Annotated in this window: 16 protein-coding genes; 7 read left to right on the top strand and 9 right to left on the bottom strand. The window is 71.9% G+C overall.

What is annotated here, in order from left to right; genetic code table 11:
* Positions 1 to 146: 146 nt before the first annotated feature.
* Entirely contained in the window at positions 147 to 1,877 is a 1,731-nt protein-coding gene (locus PUR53_RS10805; protein WP_329908135.1) for a serine/threonine-protein kinase, read from the bottom strand.
* 159 nt (positions 1,878 to 2,036) lie between these two features.
* Entirely contained in the window at positions 2,037 to 2,882 is an 846-nt protein-coding gene (locus PUR53_RS10800) for a menaquinone biosynthetic enzyme MqnA/MqnD family protein (RefSeq protein ID WP_329895646.1), read from the bottom strand.
* A gap of 377 nt (positions 2,883 to 3,259) precedes the next feature.
* Between PUR53_RS10800 and PUR53_RS10795 the strand changes: the two genes are divergently transcribed.
* Positions 3,260 to 3,463 carry a cold-shock protein gene (locus tag PUR53_RS10795; protein WP_003992177.1) on the top strand — a complete coding sequence of 68 codons (204 nt, stop codon included), beginning with the start codon at positions 3,260 to 3,262 and terminating at the stop codon, positions 3,461 to 3,463.
* Positions 3,464 to 3,567: 104 nt separating this feature from the next.
* Here PUR53_RS10795 and PUR53_RS10790 read toward each other — a convergent pair whose 3' ends face one another.
* Positions 3,568 to 4,152 carry a helix-turn-helix domain-containing protein gene (locus tag PUR53_RS10790; protein WP_329908133.1) on the bottom strand — a complete coding sequence of 195 codons (585 nt, stop codon included), beginning with the start codon at positions 4,150 to 4,152 and terminating at the stop codon, positions 3,568 to 3,570.
* A gap of 68 nt (positions 4,153 to 4,220) precedes the next feature.
* Between PUR53_RS10790 and PUR53_RS10785 the strand changes: the two genes are divergently transcribed.
* Positions 4,221 to 4,925, top strand: coding sequence for an AzlC family ABC transporter permease (locus PUR53_RS10785; protein WP_329908131.1), 705 nt, complete (start codon positions 4,221 to 4,223; stop codon positions 4,923 to 4,925).
* A complete protein-coding gene (locus PUR53_RS10780) occupies positions 4,922 to 5,239 on the top strand; it encodes an AzlD domain-containing protein (protein WP_329895643.1) in 318 nt (105 codons plus the stop codon). The genes PUR53_RS10785 and PUR53_RS10780 overlap by 4 nt, the downstream gene beginning before the upstream one ends.
* A gap of 151 nt (positions 5,240 to 5,390) precedes the next feature.
* On the opposite strand, the gene PUR53_RS10775 is transcribed toward PUR53_RS10780, so the two are convergent.
* The gene (locus tag PUR53_RS10775) at positions 5,391 to 6,170 is read right to left on the bottom strand and encodes a hypothetical protein (RefSeq protein WP_329895642.1); all 780 of its coding nucleotides are present in this window, start codon (positions 6,168 to 6,170) and stop codon (positions 5,391 to 5,393) included.
* A gap of 250 nt (positions 6,171 to 6,420) precedes the next feature.
* Here PUR53_RS10775 and PUR53_RS10770 point away from each other — a divergent pair, with 250 nt between their 5' ends.
* Positions 6,421 to 9,213 carry a helix-turn-helix transcriptional regulator gene (locus tag PUR53_RS10770; protein ID WP_329908130.1) on the top strand — a complete coding sequence of 931 codons (2,793 nt, stop codon included), beginning with the start codon at positions 6,421 to 6,423 and terminating at the stop codon, positions 9,211 to 9,213.
* A 48-nt stretch (positions 9,214 to 9,261) separates the two neighbouring features.
* The gene (locus PUR53_RS10765) at positions 9,262 to 9,849 is read left to right on the top strand and encodes a hypothetical protein (protein WP_329895640.1); all 588 of its coding nucleotides are present in this window, start codon (positions 9,262 to 9,264) and stop codon (positions 9,847 to 9,849) included.
* Here PUR53_RS10765 and PUR53_RS10760 read toward each other — a convergent pair.
* Positions 9,830 to 10,339 (bottom strand): inclusion body family protein, encoded by a 510-nt coding sequence (locus PUR53_RS10760; RefSeq protein ID WP_329895639.1) that lies wholly within the window; start codon positions 10,337 to 10,339, stop codon positions 9,830 to 9,832. The two genes, PUR53_RS10765 and PUR53_RS10760, sit on opposite strands and share 20 nt — an antisense overlap.
* Before the next feature lie 470 nt (positions 10,340 to 10,809).
* Between PUR53_RS10760 and PUR53_RS10755 the strand changes: the two genes are divergently transcribed.
* Positions 10,810 to 11,301, top strand: a complete 492-nt coding sequence (locus tag PUR53_RS10755) for a hypothetical protein (RefSeq protein ID WP_329895638.1) — start codon at positions 10,810 to 10,812, stop codon at positions 11,299 to 11,301.
* A 39-nt stretch (positions 11,302 to 11,340) separates the two neighbouring features.
* On the opposite strand, the gene PUR53_RS10750 is transcribed toward PUR53_RS10755, so the two are convergent.
* Positions 11,341 to 13,257 (bottom strand): AMP-dependent synthetase/ligase, encoded by a 1,917-nt coding sequence (locus PUR53_RS10750; protein WP_329895637.1) that lies wholly within the window; start codon positions 13,255 to 13,257, stop codon positions 11,341 to 11,343.
* A 295-nt stretch (positions 13,258 to 13,552) separates the two neighbouring features.
* Here PUR53_RS10750 and PUR53_RS10745 point away from each other — a divergent pair, with 295 nt between their 5' ends.
* Complete coding sequence (locus PUR53_RS10745; protein WP_329895636.1) at positions 13,553 to 14,557, top strand: MaoC/PaaZ C-terminal domain-containing protein; 1,005 nt, start codon at positions 13,553 to 13,555, stop codon at positions 14,555 to 14,557.
* Between the two features lie 171 nt (positions 14,558 to 14,728).
* Here PUR53_RS10745 and PUR53_RS10740 read toward each other — a convergent pair whose 3' ends face one another.
* From PUR53_RS10740 to PUR53_RS10730, 3 genes are all read right to left on the bottom strand, one after another.
* Positions 14,729 to 15,376, bottom strand: coding sequence for a TetR/AcrR family transcriptional regulator (locus tag PUR53_RS10740; RefSeq protein WP_329908129.1), 648 nt, complete (start codon positions 15,374 to 15,376; stop codon positions 14,729 to 14,731).
* Positions 15,377 to 15,501: 125 nt separating this feature from the next.
* On the bottom strand, positions 15,502 to 15,918 hold the full coding sequence (locus PUR53_RS10735) for a DUF4229 domain-containing protein (RefSeq protein WP_329908128.1): 417 nt from the start codon (positions 15,916 to 15,918) through the stop codon (positions 15,502 to 15,504).
* Between the two features lie 106 nt (positions 15,919 to 16,024).
* The gene (locus PUR53_RS10730; protein WP_329895633.1) at positions 16,025 to 16,549 is read right to left on the bottom strand and encodes a GNAT family N-acetyltransferase; all 525 of its coding nucleotides are present in this window, start codon (positions 16,547 to 16,549) and stop codon (positions 16,025 to 16,027) included.
* Positions 16,550 to 16,733 lie beyond the last annotated feature (184 nt).

Here is a 16,733-nt window from a genome sequence, read left to right as displayed (position 1 = left end):
GGGCTGGTCGCGCAGTTCCCCGCGCCCCTGGAAAAAGCGGGGCTGCGCCCCGGCTTTTTCCAGGCCCGCAGGGCCTGGAGCTTTTAGGGGCGCGGGGAACTGCGCGAGAAGCCCCCACCCACCCGCACCCGAACAACCGGCGCCTCTTACTTCACCTTGGCCAGGCGGGCCGTCGGGTCGCCCGCTGCCGCGTTGTTGGAGGTGTAGCGGAGTTCGTCCCCTACGGGGGTCAGCGTGACCTCGTGGGTGTTGCTGGTGCAGGTCTTGGGGTTGTTCTTCGTGTCGGCGATGCTGGTGACGAGGATGTGGTCCTCGGCGACCTCCTTGAGGACGAACGTGTCGTCGCAGGCCCCGCCCAGCAGGTCGACGGAGCGGAACGTGCCCAACCGGTCGCCCACGGAGCCCTGTTCGAGGGTGATGGTGAAGGTGCCGGCGGGGAGGTTGCCGTCGAGGGCGTAGCCGTCGCCCTCCCAGGTGCCGACGTACTTGCCGGGCAGGTCGCCCGCCCCGTCGTGCGGTTCCGAGTCCTGGCCGCCGTCGGTCGGGGCGCTGCTCGCCGACGGGGCCTTGCCCGCCGCCTCGCCGCCCTTGTCGTCACCGTTCAGCATGCCCAGTCCGAACACGGCGCCCAGGCCCACCACCGCGAACGCGCCCGCGACCGCCAGGGCCACCGAGCAACTCACCCGTCGGCCCCGCCCGTTCGCCGTGGTCGTGGACGCCGCCGCCACGCTCAGCGACAGCTTGCCCGGCGGTGGGGCCGTGTCCGCCGACGCGGAGTCGGCCCGCTGCCCCGGCACATGAGTCACGGGCGGCGGTGTCGTCGGTGGCGGCGTGTGCGGCGACATCACCGGAGGCGGCCCGAAGACCCCGCTCGCGGCCGGGACTTCGGCCTTCGCCTCACCGGAAGGGGCCGCGGGGCCCGGTGGTTCCACCCCCACCGACGGACTGCTGAACCCCACCGGCCCGGACGGGACGTGTTCCGCCGCCTCCAGGTTCAGCAGGTGCACCGCGCTGCGGCCGACCTGTTCCACCAGGGGGCCCGGCAGCCAGCCCGCCGTCACCAGGTGGGCCGCGCCACGGGGGGCCAGGGTGCGGGCGATCTCGTCGGGGGCCGGGCGGGCGGAGGAGTCCTTGGACAGGCAGGCCTCCACCAGGGCGCGCAGGTCGCCCTCCAGACCGTCGAGCCGGGGCTCCTCGTGGACGACCTTGTAGAGGAGGGCGGCGGAGGAGTCACCGGGGAACGGGGACTGACCCGTCGCGGCGTACGCGAGGACCGCGCCGAGGGAGAAGACGTCCGCCGCGCCGGTGATGCCCTTGCCGAGGATCTGCTCGGGGGACATGTAGCCGGGGGAGCCGATCGAGACGCCCGTCGAGGTCAGGGAGGCGGTGCCGTCCGTGGCTCGGGCGATGCCGAAGTCGATGAGGAGCGGGCCGTCGACCGTGAGCAGGACGTTCGACGGCTTCACGTCCCGGTGGACGAGGTCCAGCGCGTGCACCGCCGCCAGCGCTTCCGCCAGGCCCGCGCCCAGGACCCGGACGGAGTGGGGCGGCAGGGGGCCGCCGTCCGTCACCGCCGCCGCCAGGGACGGACCGGCCGCGTAGCCCGTCGCCACCCAGGGGACCGATGCCTCGGGATCGGCGTCCAGGACGGGCGCGGTCCAGGCGCCGCCCACGCGGCGGGCGGCGTCGACCTCCCGCCGGAAGCGGGCGCGGAACTCCTCGTCGAGGGCGAAGTGCGGGTGCACCACCTTGACGGCGACGGTACGGCCGCCCGCGCTGCGCCCCAGATAGACGCGGCCCATCCCGCCCGACCCGAGCCGGCCGAGCAGCCGGTAGGGCCCCACGGCCGTGGGTTCGTCGACATCGAGCGGTCGCATGGACGACACCTCCCCCGTACCTCCCCGCGTCTCCAGCGTAGTGCCGTACGCGCGAAGGGAATGCGGGCGTCGGCGATCCGTCTCGCAGTCAATCCCACAGAACGGCGAATTCGTCAACCGGAATTCCGGGAAGTTCACCGGGACTTCGCGGGAAAGGGTTCAGGAAAGCAGGTCGACCTTCACGTCCGCCGGAAATCCGGTGGTCGGGCCGACCCGCCGCGCGAACTCGGCGACCGCGCTCAACTGGGGCCCGCCGAAGCGGAAGTCGAGGGTCGTGAAGTACCGCTCCAGGACCCGCTCGTCGAAGGCCTCCCAGCGGGCGGCCTGTTCGGCGACCTTGTCCACCTCGGTCAGGGACAGGTCGCGGGAGGCGAGGAACGCCTCGTGCACCTTGCGGGTGACCTCGGGCTCCCGCTCCAGGTACTCCCGCCGCGCCGCCCACACCGCGAAGACGAACGGCAGCCCCGTCCACGCCTTCCACATGGCGCCCAGGTCGTGCACCTCCAGGCCGAAGGTGGGCCCGTCGAGCAGGTTCGCACGCAGCGCCGCGTCACCGATGAGCACGGCCGCCTCCGCCTCCTGCATCATCAGCGAGAGGTCGGGCGGGCAGGTGTAGTACGACGGTTGGACGCCGACGCTCTCTGCCAGCAGCAGCTGCGCGAGGCGTACGGAGGTGCGCGAGGTGGAACCCAGGGCGACGCGTGCGCCGTCCAGGCGTTCGAGTGGCACCTGGGAGACGATCACGCACGACATCACCGGGCCGTCGCAGCCGACGGCGATGTCGGGGAAGGCGACCAGGTCGTCCGCGTTGCGCAGGAACTCGACAAGGGTGATGGGCCCGATGTCGAGGTCCCCGCGCACCAGCTGCTCGCTGAGCTTCTCGGGGGTGTCCTTGGTGAGCTCGAAGTCGAGGAGCGTGCCCGTTCTCGCGAGCCCCCAGTACAGGGGCAGGCAGTTCAGGAACTGGATGTGGCCGACGCGCGGCCGGTTGCGAGAATTGTCCACATCGCGAGGCTAGCCCTCATGGGGTACGGTGCGGGCTCCGGGGCCCGAGGTGCTCCCGAAACCGGTCGTACACCCCGTGTCAATGCTTTCGACGGCGTGTCGCCGGTGGGGCACACGGGGCAGTAGAGGCGATCCGTCAAGCCGAGACCCGAGCGGTTCAAACATCCGGGTGACGTGATCTTGCCCTCTATTGCATTCCCCTGCGCGCGTGCTAGGCTCGCCCGCAAGTTGCAGTTTGGTTTCCCTTGCAGTACAGAGCCTGCGGAGCATGTGACCGCGGGCTCTCGTCTTTTCAGACGTATGCAGTTGTGCGGCATCTTGTTTTCACACTTGCAGGGTTCTGGAACAGGGCAACCCTTTGGGCCCAAGGAGGGCTTATGGCTACCGGAACCGTGAAGTGGTTCAACGCCGAAAAGGGCTTTGGCTTCATCGCCCAGGAAGGCGGCGGCCCCGACGTCTTCGTCCACTACTCCGCCATCAACGCGAGCGGCTTCCGTTCGCTGGAGGAGAACCAGCAGGTCTCCTTCGACGTGACGCAGGGCCCGAAGGGTCCGCAGGCGGAGAACGTCACCCCCGTCTGAACCGTTCGATCCGAGGGATGCCCCTCTGACGACGTCTGAGAGCAGTACCCAAGGAGCCCCTCGCCGTTCGGCGCAGGGGCTCCTGCCTTTCCCGTCCCCTTTTCTCAGCTGTGCTGCATCACCAGGACGAAGGTCGTTCCGGGGGCGAGCGCCTCGTACGAGTGCGGCACATCGCCACGGAACGCCATGTAGTCCCCGGGGCCGAGTTCGACCTCCTCGCCCCTCGGGCCCGCCTTCACCCGGCCCGTGCTCACGGTGAGGTGCTCCACCGTCCCCGGGATGTGCGGCTCCGACTCCCGTACCGACCCTGGTTCGAGCCGGGTCCGGTAGAGGTCGCGGCGCGCGCCCGGCGGGCTGGCGGACAGCAGGACCGCCGTGTAACTGGAGTGCTCCGAGTGGACGGTGGGCCCCTCCCCCGCCCGGACCACCTGCACCGCCGGCATCGGCGGCTCGATCAGCGCGCTGAACGGCACTCCCAGCGCGACGCCCAGCGCCCACAGCGTCTCCATGCTCGGGTTGCCGCTCGCCGCCTCCAGCTGGGACAGCGTCGACTTCGCGATCCCGGCGCGCTTGGCCAGCTCGGAGAGGGAGAGACCGGCGCGGGTGCGCTCCCTGCGGAGAGAGGCGGCGATCCAGTCGAGCGGGAGCCGGGACGGGGGTTTCGCTCCCTCGGAGGCTGCGTCGGGCATGTCGTTCGCTCCAGAAGTACGATCGTTCGCCTTGACGAACACGATGGCTGATGTTCATTGTAGAGAACATGCGTTCGCTGCTCCGAACATCCCAGGTCCGTGACCCCGCGCTCTTCCGGGACATCTCCCTCGTCTGCGCCGCCGGGGGCGTCGTCGGTGTCTCCTTCGGGGCGATCTCGGTGGCGGGCGGACTGCCCGTGTGGGTGCCGGTGGTGATGTCGCTGGTCGTGTACGCGGGGGCCGCGCAGTTCAGCGCGGTCGGGATCCTGCTGGCCGGGGGCGGGCCGTTCGCGGCGGCGGCCACGGGTCTGCTGCTCAACACCCGCAACGCGGCGTTCAGCCTGGCGGTCGCCGACCTGCTGGGGCCGGGGAGGACCGCGCGGTTCGTGGGCGCGCACCTCGTCACCGACGAGACGGTGGCCTTCGCCCTGGCGCAGAGCGATCCCGTACGGCGCCGGGTCGCGTTCTGGGTCTCGGGGCTCGGCCTGTTCGCCGTCTGGAACGTGTGCGTCCTGGCCGGGGCCCTGGCCGGCACCGCGTTGGGCGACACCACCACGTACGGCCTCGACGCCGCCTTCCCCGCCGTGCTCGCCGCGCTGGTCCTGCCCGCCCTGCGGGAACGGCCGCCCGTACGCCGGGCCGCGCTGCTCGGTGCGATGGTCGCCCTGGCCGCGACTCCGGTGACCCCGACGGGAGTTCCCGTCCTGCTGGCCCTGGCCGGGCTGATCGTGTGGCGCACGTCGGCCGGTGGGGTGGACGGGAGTGCCTCATGAGCGACGGGGTGATCGGCGCGATGCTCGCGCTCGCCGTGGGGACGTACGCCCTGCGGCTCACCGGGCCCGCCCTGCACGGACGGGTCGAGATCCCCGTACGGGTGCGGGAATTGCTGGCCGCGGCCGCCGTGGTGCTGCTGGTGGCGCTGCTGGCCACGGGCGCCCTGACCGAGGGCGGTGGCTCCGCCGGATGGGCACGGCCCGCCGGGGTGCTGGTGGGCGGCACGCTGGCATGGCGAAGGGCCCCGTTCGCGACGGTGGTCCTGGCCGCGGCGGCGACCACGGCGGGATTGCGGGCACTGGGGGTGGGATAGCGCGGGGGCCGGGCAGCGATCGCAGCCAGGCTCCAACGACAACGCGCCCCGAAGGGGCGCGGGGAACTGCGCGACCAGCCACGACGAACCCGCACCCGAGAGACCGACCCAGCCCGCTCCCCCCTCCCTCTGTCACTCCCCCGGCCGACCGTCAGGCCCCCTCCGCGGCCAACGACTCCAGCACCCGCCGCACCCGAACCCCCCGCCCCAGATCCGGTTCGAGCCCCTTCCCCCGCAGGAGCGCGGTCAGGGACGCCTGCACGACCTCCGCCCCCTCGGGAGCCACCCGCTCGGAGACCTCCAGCCACTCCAGGGCAGGGTCGGCACCCAACACACAGCGCTCCACGGTCACTTCATGATGATCGAGACGCACCCCGCGCCAGCGCACCGTGTCCACGGGCCCGAGGACGTCGAGCGAGCCGAACCCCACGTCGATGTCGGCGCAGTCGGCGAGGAAGGCACGCTGCCGGTCGGAGAAGACGAGGTCCAGCGGCTCGCCGCCTGCGACGGCGGCCTCCACGGCCGTACGCCCGCAGTCGGAGACGAGCGCGGCGGAAAGCACCCGGCGGTCGCCCGACCAGGCGCCCGCCAGGTGGAAGGAATCCGGTCCCTGCTCACGGAAGCGCAGCCAACGTTCCGAGAGCCGGGACCGGCGACAGGGCCGCAATTCCGCGGTCACGGCCCCGCCCCGCCCGCTCCCCGCCCGTAGGCGCAGGATCAGCCCCGCATCCAGAAGCGGCAGGTGACCTGGCGCCGTGGAGCGGGCGAGGGCCTCACAGAAGTAGACGCGGCGCCGGGCTCCCCCGGTGTCCGGCGCCAGCGCCCAAGTCGCGGCGGCCGCGCCCGCACCCGAGAACGTCACCTTGATCTCGACCGAGTCGAGCCGGTCGGATCCCGAGGTGAGATCCCCGCGTCCCACGGATGCCGGCATGGGCCGTCCCCCTAGTTCCGCGACCTGGTTCATTTCCCCTATTTCCCTTGGTTCTTCTGTTCTTTCTGTTCCTTCGGTTCCTCGCGATCCCCCGATGCGATTCCCCTGTGGTGCTGTGTTCCGTGAACCATTGAAGGCCCGGGGCGCCCCCCGTCGCTTCCGGGAAGTCCCTACATCTCCCCTGACAACTCCCCCTGGGGGATGATGGACGGGCGGGGCCGGGCACAGGCGGGCACCAGGAGGTGGCGCATTGTTACGGGGACTCGTCGGTCGGGAGCGGGAACGCCGGCTGATGGACGACCTGCTCGTGGCGGGTGGGGCGGGTGGGGCGGCCCTGCTGCTGTGGGGCGAACCCGGCATCGGGAAGACGGCCCTGCTCGACTACGCGGCGGAGCGCGCGAGGGCCGGTGGCTCCGGCGCGGCCCCGGCCACGGTCCTGCGCGCCCGGGGTATCGAGACCGAGACCGTGCTCCCCTTCGCCACCCTTGGCGACCTACTGATGCCCCATTCATCCCTTTTCAGGGAACTCCCCGGCGCCCAGCGCTCGGCCCTGGAGTCCTGTCTGGCCCTGAGCGGCGACCCGGCGGACCCGCCGGGCAACCCGTACGCCGCCTGCATGGGCGCCCTCAACGTCCTCGCGGCGCTGGGCGACGAGCGCCCGGTCGTCGTCCTCGTCGACGACCTGCACTGGGTGGACCCCTCCTCCCAGCGTGTCCTTCTCTTCGTCGCCCGCCGGCTCTCCAGCGAACGTGTCGCCCTGGCGCTGGGCTCCCGGGAGGACCACGGCGAGTCGGGGCCGCGTCGCAGCATCCCCACCGTGCAGGTGGGCGGGCTGGCGCCGGAGGAGTGCGCCGCCCTGCTGGAGGGCCGCGTGACCCCCAACGTCCTCGCCGACCTCGTACGCGTCAGCGGTGGCAATCCGCTCGCCCTGCGGGAGATCGCGGGCGCGCTGACGGACGAACAGGCGCGCGGCGAGCGGCCGTTGCTCGATCCGCCGTCCCTGGGCAGTCATCTGGAGCGCGCCTGGGCCGACCGGATCGACGGTCTGCCGGACACCGCCCGCCGGGCCCTGGTCGTCCTGGCCGCCAGTCGCTCGACGGCGGCGGGCCCGCTGCGGAAGGCGCTGGAGGCGGCCGGGCTCTCGCTCGACGCCCTCTCCCCCGCCGAGGAGGACGGCCTGATCACGGCCACGGCGGACGGGCTTGACTTCCACCACCCGGTGCTGCGCGCGCTGGTGCTGGGCCGGGCCCCCCTCGCGCACCGGTACGCCGCGTTCCAGGCGCTGGCCGAGGTGAGCACCGGCTCGCTGCACGCCTGGTACCGGGCGTCCGCGACGCCCGGCCCCGACGAGGAGGCCGCGGCGGCGCTCGCCGACGCCGCGCGGGAGGCCCGTCGGCGCAGCGCCTTCGGCGAGTCGGCCCTGGCCTGGCGGCGCGCCGCCGAGCTCACCCCCGACCCCGCGCCCCGCGCCGACCGCCTCCACCACGCCGCCTCCGACGCCCTGCTCAGCGGTTCCCCGGCGGGCCCGCAGTGGTGCGAGGAGGCCCTGCGGATCACCCCCGACCCGGCCGTACGCGCCGCCATCCAGGGCCTGTTGGGCCGTATGCACACCTGGAGGGGCGAGACGGCGCAGGCGTACGGCCTGCTCATGAACGCCGCCGACGCCGTCCGCGACTCCGACCGCACCCGGGCGTGTCTGCTGCTGGCGGAGGCGACGGCCGCCGCGCGGCTGGACGGGCATGTCCCGGCGGCCGTCCGTGTCGCCGAGGAGTCCCTCGCCCTCGCCTCCGAGTCCGGCCCCGAACGCTGGTACAGCCTGTCGATGCTGGGCGGGGCCCTGATCATGTCCGGCGGTACGGCGCGGGGCCGCGAGATGCTGGAGGCCGCCGACCGGCACGGCGGCGGCGACCCCGTGCGCGACCAGCAGGTGTACGCGATCGCCGGGCAGGCGTGGAGCCGTGCGGAGGAGTTCGCGCGGGGGCGCCGGCTGCTCAACACGGCCGTGGAGTCGGCCCGGCGGCACAGCGCGGTGGGCGTGCTGGGCTTCACCCTCGCCGTACGGGGGGAGTTGGAGACCCGCATCGGCCAATGGGCCTCCGCACGCGGCGACTTGACGGAGTCCCTGCGCTGGGCGGAGGAGCTGGGCCAGCTGACGTGCGTGAGCTACACGCTGTACTGCCTCGCCCGGCTGGAGGCCCTGCGGGGTGAACGGGTCGAGTGCGAGGAGCATGTGGCGCGGGCGCGGCGGGAGTGCGGGACGTACGGCATCGGCTGCCAGGAATTCCACATGACGGCGGTGCTCGGGCTGTCGGCGCTGGCCCACGGTGACCACGACGCGGCCGTCGACCAGTTGGAGCAAACGTTGTCACTGGCGATCGAGCAGGGCATCGGGAACCCCGAGGTGGTCCCCTTCGCGGCGGACCTGGCGGAGGCGCACGTACGGGCGGGGAACGCGCCGCGTGCCGCCGAGGTGGTGTCCTGGCTGGAGGAACGGGCCCGGGAGACGGGCCTGGCGTCGGCGGAGGCGGCGGCGGCCCGGGTCCGGGGGCTGCTCGCGGGGACTCCGGAGGAGGCGGAGGCGTACTTCGGTGCGGCGCTCACGGCCCACCAGCGGACGACGGGCCCCTTCGACTGGGCGCGGACCCTGTTGTGCGAGGCGGAGGTCCTGCGCCGCTACCGCCGCCCGGGGGCCGCGCGCGCCCCGCTGGCCTCCGCCCTGGCCTGCTTCGAACGGCTGGGCGCGGTCCCCTGGGCCCGGCGCGCGGCCGGCGAACTCGCGGCGGCGGGCGGCGTCCCGGGTACCGCCCGGTCCGCCGCCGGTGGCACGAGCGGCATGGGCGGTGCCCTGAACCAGCTGACGCCCCAGGAGTTCCAGGTGTCGCGCGCGATCGCCCGCGGCCTGAACAACACGGAGGCCGCGGCGTCGCTGTTCGTGTCCCGCAAGACGGTCGAGGCCCATCTCACCCGGATCTACCGGAAGTTGCACGTCCGCTCCCGGACGGACCTGACCCGCCTGCTCACGGCGGCCGACCTGGTGGATTGAGTACGGGTACTCATGTGAGCGGTCGCCGACGAGCGGCATGGTTCGGGCATGCGATCGAATCTTCTGCCGAAGTACGTACTGGTGGCCGCGCTCGGCGGTGCCCTCCTGACCGGTTACGGCGCGCCGAGCGCCCTGGCCGCCGCTCCGGCCTCCGCGAGCGCCGCCGCCACGGTGGGCGACGACGCCGCGGAGACACGGTTCTTCGAGATGAACGACCTCTTCTGGCAGTTCTGCGCCCCGGACGTCGGTGACGGCGACGGCCCGACGGCGCCTCCCGGCGACGGCACCGTCGATCCGCTGCCGGTGGACCCCTACGACCCGGTGCGGCTGGACCCCACCGAGCAGTGCGTCGCCGACCGGCACGCACGGCGCGTGGCCAACGCCTTCTCCACCACGGACGTCACCGACTACGCGGCCCTCCTGACGAAGCTGACGAGCCTGAGGTACCCGGCGGCCCGCGTCCACCGTGTGCCGGACCACCTGGGCGAGCCCCGGGCGAGGCTCGACCTACGCGTGGGCAGCGACCACATCGCCCTTCAGGTCACCGCCACGGACCTCGGAGTGACGACCGAAACCTTCGGCGCCTCCGAGGGCGTGAGCGTGACGGACGTCCTGCTCAGGGGTTCTCGATCGTGATGAAGGGGTCCCACTGGAAGTAGCCCTGCAACTGGCGGTGGCGGTCGAGGATCTGGAAGGAGAAGTGGTAGACGACCTTGCCGACCCTTTTGACCGTCGTCCGCCAATAGTGGTCCTGGTAGTTCTGGGTCACGAAGTCCGGCCGGCCTTCGGAGCCTTCCTTCGGCAGCGGATAGACGCCGTCGATGACCTCGATCTCCGGGGTGCGGATGAGCTGGTGTCCGGGGTCGCTGCTCACGTATTTGTACAGTAATGCCTTGTAGTCGCTGCCGAGCGACAGCGTCGTCTCCCGCCACCTGATGGTGTCCCCGGGCTCGGCGCGGAGGTTCAGTTCGGCGCCCGAGGTCCCGATGATGTGGTCGTGGCGCGTCGTCATGTAGATGAGGCTCTCGTCGGCGTACGTCGGCGCGTCGGGATTCCTCGACGCGTTGGGATTACGTTCGACGATCGTGGCCGCGTCGAACGCGATCAGGACGTTGAGATCAGCCATTTCCTGTTCCTTTCGGACGGTGCGGGGTGGGCCCGAGGCAGCCCGTGTCGGCCATGGTTCGAAATCGTAGATATGCAGGAACGGTTTCGTTCACGCCCTCGCGAGCAAAGTCCGGAAAGTGCCGGTGGCATTCCTTGACGGGATTTCGGCTTGCTCGCAATTCCTTGCCGGGGCCGGAGTTCCCCCAGTGACGGAGGGGAGAGGAGAAGGAGCGGAGACAGGTAATTCACGCACGGAATGTGGAAATCCTGAGGACCCCACCACTACGCTTCCGCGCGACCTTTTCCCCGATGGCCTTTTCGACACGGATCGCCCCGGCGGCGTCACGCCAAACCAGCGGAGATCCTTGAAGCGACCACCCCGACGGCGACGAGGTTTCGTTGGGGGGTGGAACCGGATGTGGTCGGGGGCGGTCTTGGGGGGAGCGGCCGGTGGTCGGTCGGGGCAGTGGGGGCGACGGGGTGGGGACGATGGGGAAGCGCGGTGCCGTGCTGTGGTGCGGCGGGTTGGCTCTGGTGCTCGGGGCCGTGGGCGCCGTGTGGTGGGGCTGGTTCCGGGCGCCGTACGCGCTCGCCGGCTCGCCGGAGGTCGAGGTCACCGTGAGGGCCGCGAAGTCCGAGTATCCCGATGTCGCGCGGACCGCCGAGGACGTCGACACCCTCGTGCGGGTCTACGTCCAGCGGCTCAAGGCCGGGGACGTGGAGGGGCTGATGGAGCTGGCGGGGCCCGCGTACGACGGGACCCGGGGCGCCGCCTACGAGCAGGTGCGGGAGTTCGGCGAAGGGGCTCGCGGGCACGTCGACGTCACCGTGCTGGAGGGGAGCGTCGACTACTTCAACCCCGTCCGGCTCACCTACGACAGGACCGACCAGCGACAGGAGTTGCTGCTGGTCAAGGACGACGGGCACTGGTGGATCGAGTTGGGGGAGGGCGACCCGGCCGCCGGCAAGCAGGACGGGTAGGGCCACCCCGCACAGAGAGCTACTACTCGTAGCGGGCTCCTACTCGTAAAGGCCCTCTATCTCCGTCGCGAAGGACCTCTCCACGACCTCCCGGCGCAGTTTCATCGACGGGGTCAGGTGGCCCGCCTCCTCCGTGAAACCGCCGGGGACGATCGTGAACCGGCGGATCGACTCGGGGCGTGAGACCAGGCGGTTGGCCTCGTCGACCGCGCGTTGCAGGACGGCCCGCAGATCCTGGTCCTCGGCCAGGCGGTCGAGGGGGGTGTCCTGCTTGGCGTTCATCTGGGCCCAGTGGGTGATGCCCTCGGGGTCCAGGGTCAGCAGCGCGGTGACGTACGGGCGGCGGTCGCCGATGACCATGGCGTGCGCGATCAGGGGGTGGGAGCGCAGCCAGTTCTCCAGCGGCGCCGGAGCCACGTTCTTGCCGCTGTCGGTGACCAGGATCTCCTTCTTGCGGCCGGTGATCGTGAGGTAGCCCTCGTCGTCCAGCTGGCCGATGTCGCCGGTCGCGAACCAGCCGTCGGGGCCTGCGGGGACGACACCACCGGCCTGCGGGTCCCAGTAGCCGCGGAAGATCTGGCCGCCGTGCAGGAGGATCTCGCCGTCGGCGGCTATCCGGACCCGGGTGCCGGGGAGTGGGCGGCCCACGGTGCCCAGGCGGGGCCGGTCGGGTGGGGTCACGGTGACGGCGGCGGTGGTCTCCGTCATGCCGTAGCCCTCGAAGACGTCGATGCCCGCGCCCGCGTAGAACGCCGCCAGCCGCCGGCCGAGAGGGCTGCCGCCGCAGATGACATAACGGACCCGGCCGCCCAGCGCCTTGCGGATGCGCCGGTAGACCAGGGGGTCGTAGAAGGTGCGGGCGGTCTTCAGGAAGGCCGAGGGGCCGGGGCCGGTGCCGTGCTGTTCGGCTTCCAGGGCCTCGCCGTAGCGGCGGGCGACGGCGGAGGCGCGGTCGTAGGAGGAGGCGCGGCCCATGCGTTCGGCGGAGGCGCGGGCCGTGTTGAAGACCTTCTCCAGCACATAGGGGATGACCAGGAGGAACGTCGGGCGGAAGGACTTGAGGTCGGCGAGGAGGTCCTCCGTGCGGAAGCTCGGCGAGTGGCCGAGGCGCACCCTCGCCCGCATACACCCGATCGCGACCATACGGCCGAACACATGGGCGAGCGGGAGGAAGAGGAGGGTGGAGGCCTCCTCGTCCGTCTTCGCGCGGAAGATGGGGTAGAGGAGGTCGATCGCGTTGTCGACCTCGGCGCAGAAGTTGCCGTGGGTGAGGGCGCAGCCCTTGGGGCGGCCGGTCGTGCCCGAGGTGTAGATCAGGGTCGCCAGGGTGTCGGGGCCCAACACCCCACGCCGTACGGCGACTTCCTGGTCGGACACGTCTCGGCCCAGTTCGGCGAGCCGGTCCAGGTGGCCCTTCTCGAAGACCCACATGTGGCGCAGGTCGGGGATGCGGTCGAGTTCGGGGCCGAGGGCGGCGGCCTGGCTCCCCGTCTCCACGGCGAGGGCCACCGCGCCCGAGTCCTGGAGGATCCAGCGGGTCTGGAAGACGGAGGAGGTGGGGTAGACGGGGACCGTGACCAGGCCCGCCGCCCAGGCCGCGAAGTCCAGGAGGGTCCACTCGTACGTCGTCCGCGCCATGATCGCGATCCGGTCGCCCGGCATGAGGCCCTCGGCGATCAGGCCCTTCGCCAGCGCGAGCACCTCGGCGGCGAAGTCGGCGGCTGTGACGTCCCGCCACCGGCCGTCGTCGTGCTCCCCGTCCGTACCGCCGGCGTGCTTACGGCTGAGGACGACCGCGTCGGGGGCGTGGGTCGCGTTGTCGAACGGGATGTCCGCGAGCGAGCCGTAGGTCACGGGCGCGGCGAGCGCCGGGACGTACGCCTCCCGCACGGTGCCGTCCAGCCGCTTCAACTCGGGTTCCACCAGGGCGGGTTCGGTGTTTTCGAGGTGGGACACGGGCGGCTCCTGGGCGTTCGGTGTGTCCGGATCGTACGGGGTTGGTGTGTGAGGTTGGTGTGAGTGTGGCGATGGTCCGGAGATGGAACCGGGCCGGGGATGTGCAGTGTCGCAGACCGCTCGGTCACGACTCCTTCGCAGGTCAAGGGCGCGCCAAGTTACCTGAGGGTCATTCAGTTCTAGGGCGGCACAAGCCAGCTCATCGGCCATTACCTCGGGTAACCTGACTTGCGAGTAAGGAAGCGGAGTCCGGCGCGGGGAGCGGAGCCCGGCGCGAGGAAAGGGAGACCGTCCGATGCCCACCGTCACCCTCACCCGAGCACCCTCCCTCGGTTCTCTTCTCGCCAGGGGCGCCCTCTTCTCCCCGGGCAAGAGCCTCAGACTCCCGCGCGTGGCGGCCTCCGGGCTCGTCTCCCCCACCCGGCTGCCCCGGCTCGTCCTCCCCGGTGTCCGGATCGACCTCGCCCGGCTCGCCGCGTACGAGCGGGTCTGCGGGTTCCCCACCGGGGAGGACGCCGTTCCGCTGACGTACCCGCACATCCTCGGGTTTCCGTCGGCCATGCGGATCATGGCCGGCCGGGACTTCCCGCTGCCCCTCCTCGGGCTGGTGCACACCTCGATCGAGATCACCCGACGCCGACGGCTGCCCGCGACCGGGGAGTACGAGATCACCGTGTACGTCGACCAGCTGACGCCCCACCGGCGCGGCACCGAGGCGACGGTTGTCACGGAGGTACGGGACGGGGAGGAGACCGGCGGCGAGGCCGGGGCAGGGGACGGGGCCGGGATCGCGTGGGAGTCCCGGAGCACGTACCTGGCCCGGCACGGGGGCGCGCGGGCGCACGGGGACGCGCCCGCGCGGGAGGGGTGGGGCGGCGGGAGCGAGTCGGTCGGGGGTGGGCGGGAAGGTGTCCCCGTCGTTGTCGAGTGGCGGTTGGGCGGGGATGTCGGGCGGCGGTACGGGGCCGTGTCCGGCGACCGGAACCCGATCCATCTGCATCCGCTCGGGGCGCGGCTGTTCGGCTTCCCCCACGCCATCGCCCACGGCATGTGGACCGTGGCCCGCTGCCTCGCCGAGCACGGCGCGCCCCCGGCGACCCTCGTCCGCGCGGAGTTCCGGGCGCCGGTGCCGCTGCCGGGGGCGGTGACGTACATGGCCGACGGGCGGGCGTGGGGTGGGTTCGAGCTGCGCGGGAGCGGTGCGGCGGGGTTGGCTGACGCCACCGGATCAGGAGGCTCGGGCGGGGCGGGTGGAGGGCGTGTTCATGTGCGGGGGCAGGTGTATCCGCTCGTCGCCTGAGGGTGGGGTCGGGTGCGGGTGGGTGGGGCTTCTCGCGCAGTTCCCCGCGCCCCTGAAAGGCCTCCGGCCTTTCGGGCCGAAAAAGCAGGGGCGCAGCCCCGCTTTTTCAGGGGCGCGGGGAACTGCGCGACCAGCCCCCACCGGACCCGCACCCCGCCACGAACCGCCCCCTCACCCCGCAGCCGGCGGTGTCCACGGACGCCCCTCCATCAGGTCGCCCAGACCGGCCCACGCGAAGTTCATCAAGGTCGTCGCGGCCTGGCGCGCGGTGATGCCGGGGGTCGCGTTGGCCCAGGCGGCGAGCGCCTCGGCGGCGCCGACGAGCCCCTCGGCCAGACCGGCGACCTCCCGCTCGGGCAGGGACGGGTCACGCCGGGCCTCCCGCGCGGCGACCAGGATCAGCCCGGTCACGAACGCGACCATCTCCTCCCGCATCGCCGCCACTTCGGCGGCGAACGGTTCCCCGTGCGTACGGGCCTGGAGGTGCAGTACGGCCCAGGCGTCGGGGTTGCGCGCGGTGTGCGTGAAGAACGCCCCCAGCCCCTCCCAGAGTTGGCGGTCTGCGGGCAGTTCGGGGTTCACACCCGCGCGTACGGCCGTGGTGAGCGCCTTGGCCTCGCGGCGGATGCAGGCCGTGAAGAGGTCTTCCTTGGAGTTCAGGTACAGGTACACCAACGGCTTGGACACACCCGCCAGTTCGGCGATCTCGTCCATCGACGCCGCCCGGTACCCACGCTGCCCGAACGTCCGCACCGCCGCGTCCAGCATGTGCTGTTCCCGTACCGCACGAGGCATCCGTTTGCTCTTCACAGCACCCATGCGGGCAAGCGTACGGTTCCGACGGCGGGGAGGGACCTGGGCGTCGGGCGGGTGATCTCGTTTCGCGGGTCGGTGAGGGCGGCTGCCGACGGTCCGCGTACAGCCGCGTACGGCCGCGTAGGGTCCTACGAAGCCTTGCCGGACGCAGGCTGGGCGGCCGCCGTGTCCGCCTTGGCGGCCTCTTCGGTCGCAGCGGTCTTGTCGGTCCCGGCAGCCTCGTCGGTCTCGGCGGTCGCCCGCGGGCCCGGGGTGCGGGCCGCGTCGTCGGCCTCGTCCTCCTGGCTGCGGTTGGCCGCGAGGTTGGACTTGACGCGGCCGATGGAGCGGTCGAGGCGGGGGGCGATCTGGGTGGAGGCCCGGTCGCGCTCCTTGCGGAGGGCGACGAAGCTGATCGGCGCGGAGACCAGGAGCGCGAGCACGACCATCCACATGCCGTTGGACGCGCCGAGGCCGCGCGGGGCGACGCCGGAGTAGACGAGGGCCCAGACGACCACGAAGCAGCCCACGAAGATACCGAGGCGCATCAGTGTGTAGCGGAGCATCTCAATCCACTCTTCCGTATCCGTTCCGAACAGTGCCACCGTTGTTCGCAGGGCATCGTCCAGTGAAGCACGGTCGGGGGGCGATCTTGCACGGGGGTGCGGGGCCTCAGATCAGAGGCAGGAGCATCGTGACGTCGTCGCGGTGGTCGCCGGGGGCTACACGTATCGCGCCGGGGACCCGGCCGACCTCCTTGTAGCCGCAGGAGGCGTAGAAGCGCTCCAGGCCGAGGCCGCCTCGGCAGGTGAGGCGGATGGCGTCTATGCCGTCGAAGCCGCGGGCGGCGGTCTCGGCGGCCTTCATCAGGTCGCGGCCGTAGCCCTTGCCCTGGTGGGAGGGGTGGATCATCACCGTGTAGAGCCAGACCCAGTGGGTCATGAGGCGGTGGGTGTTGAAGCTGAAGAAGGCGGTGGCGGCGGGGGTGCCGGTGTCGTCCAGGCCGAGGAGGAGGCGGTGTCGGCCTTCCGCCATGGCGGTGAGGTGCTTGAGGAGTTCCGGGCGGATGGTTTCTCGGGTGGCCGGGGGGACGAAGCCGACGGCTCCGCCGGTGTTGGTGACGTCTGTCCAGAGGGTGAGGATGCCGTCGTGGAGGGTGGGGGTGAGGGGTGGGTCCAGGTGGAACGTAAGGGGCATGGGGTGACCGTAGCCATTACGTGCGGCTAGTCTCAAGATGGATTCGCCCCCGCCGCCCCTACCCGTCCCATCCTCAAGGGGCTGCGCCCCTTTGACCCCCAAGCGTCCGTCCGGTGGGGGCTGGTCGCGCAGTTCCCCGCGCCCCTGGAAAAAGCGGGGCTGCGCCCCGGCTTTTTCCAGGCCC

The sequence above is a fragment of the Streptomyces sp. SP18BB07 genome (assembly GCF_036322545.1).
In the GTDB taxonomy this organism is placed as follows: Bacteria; Actinomycetota; Actinomycetes; order Streptomycetales; family Streptomycetaceae; genus Streptomyces; species Streptomyces deccanensis.
Note: the sequence above shows the minus strand (reverse complement) of the source record. Positions and strands in the feature narration are given on the sequence as shown.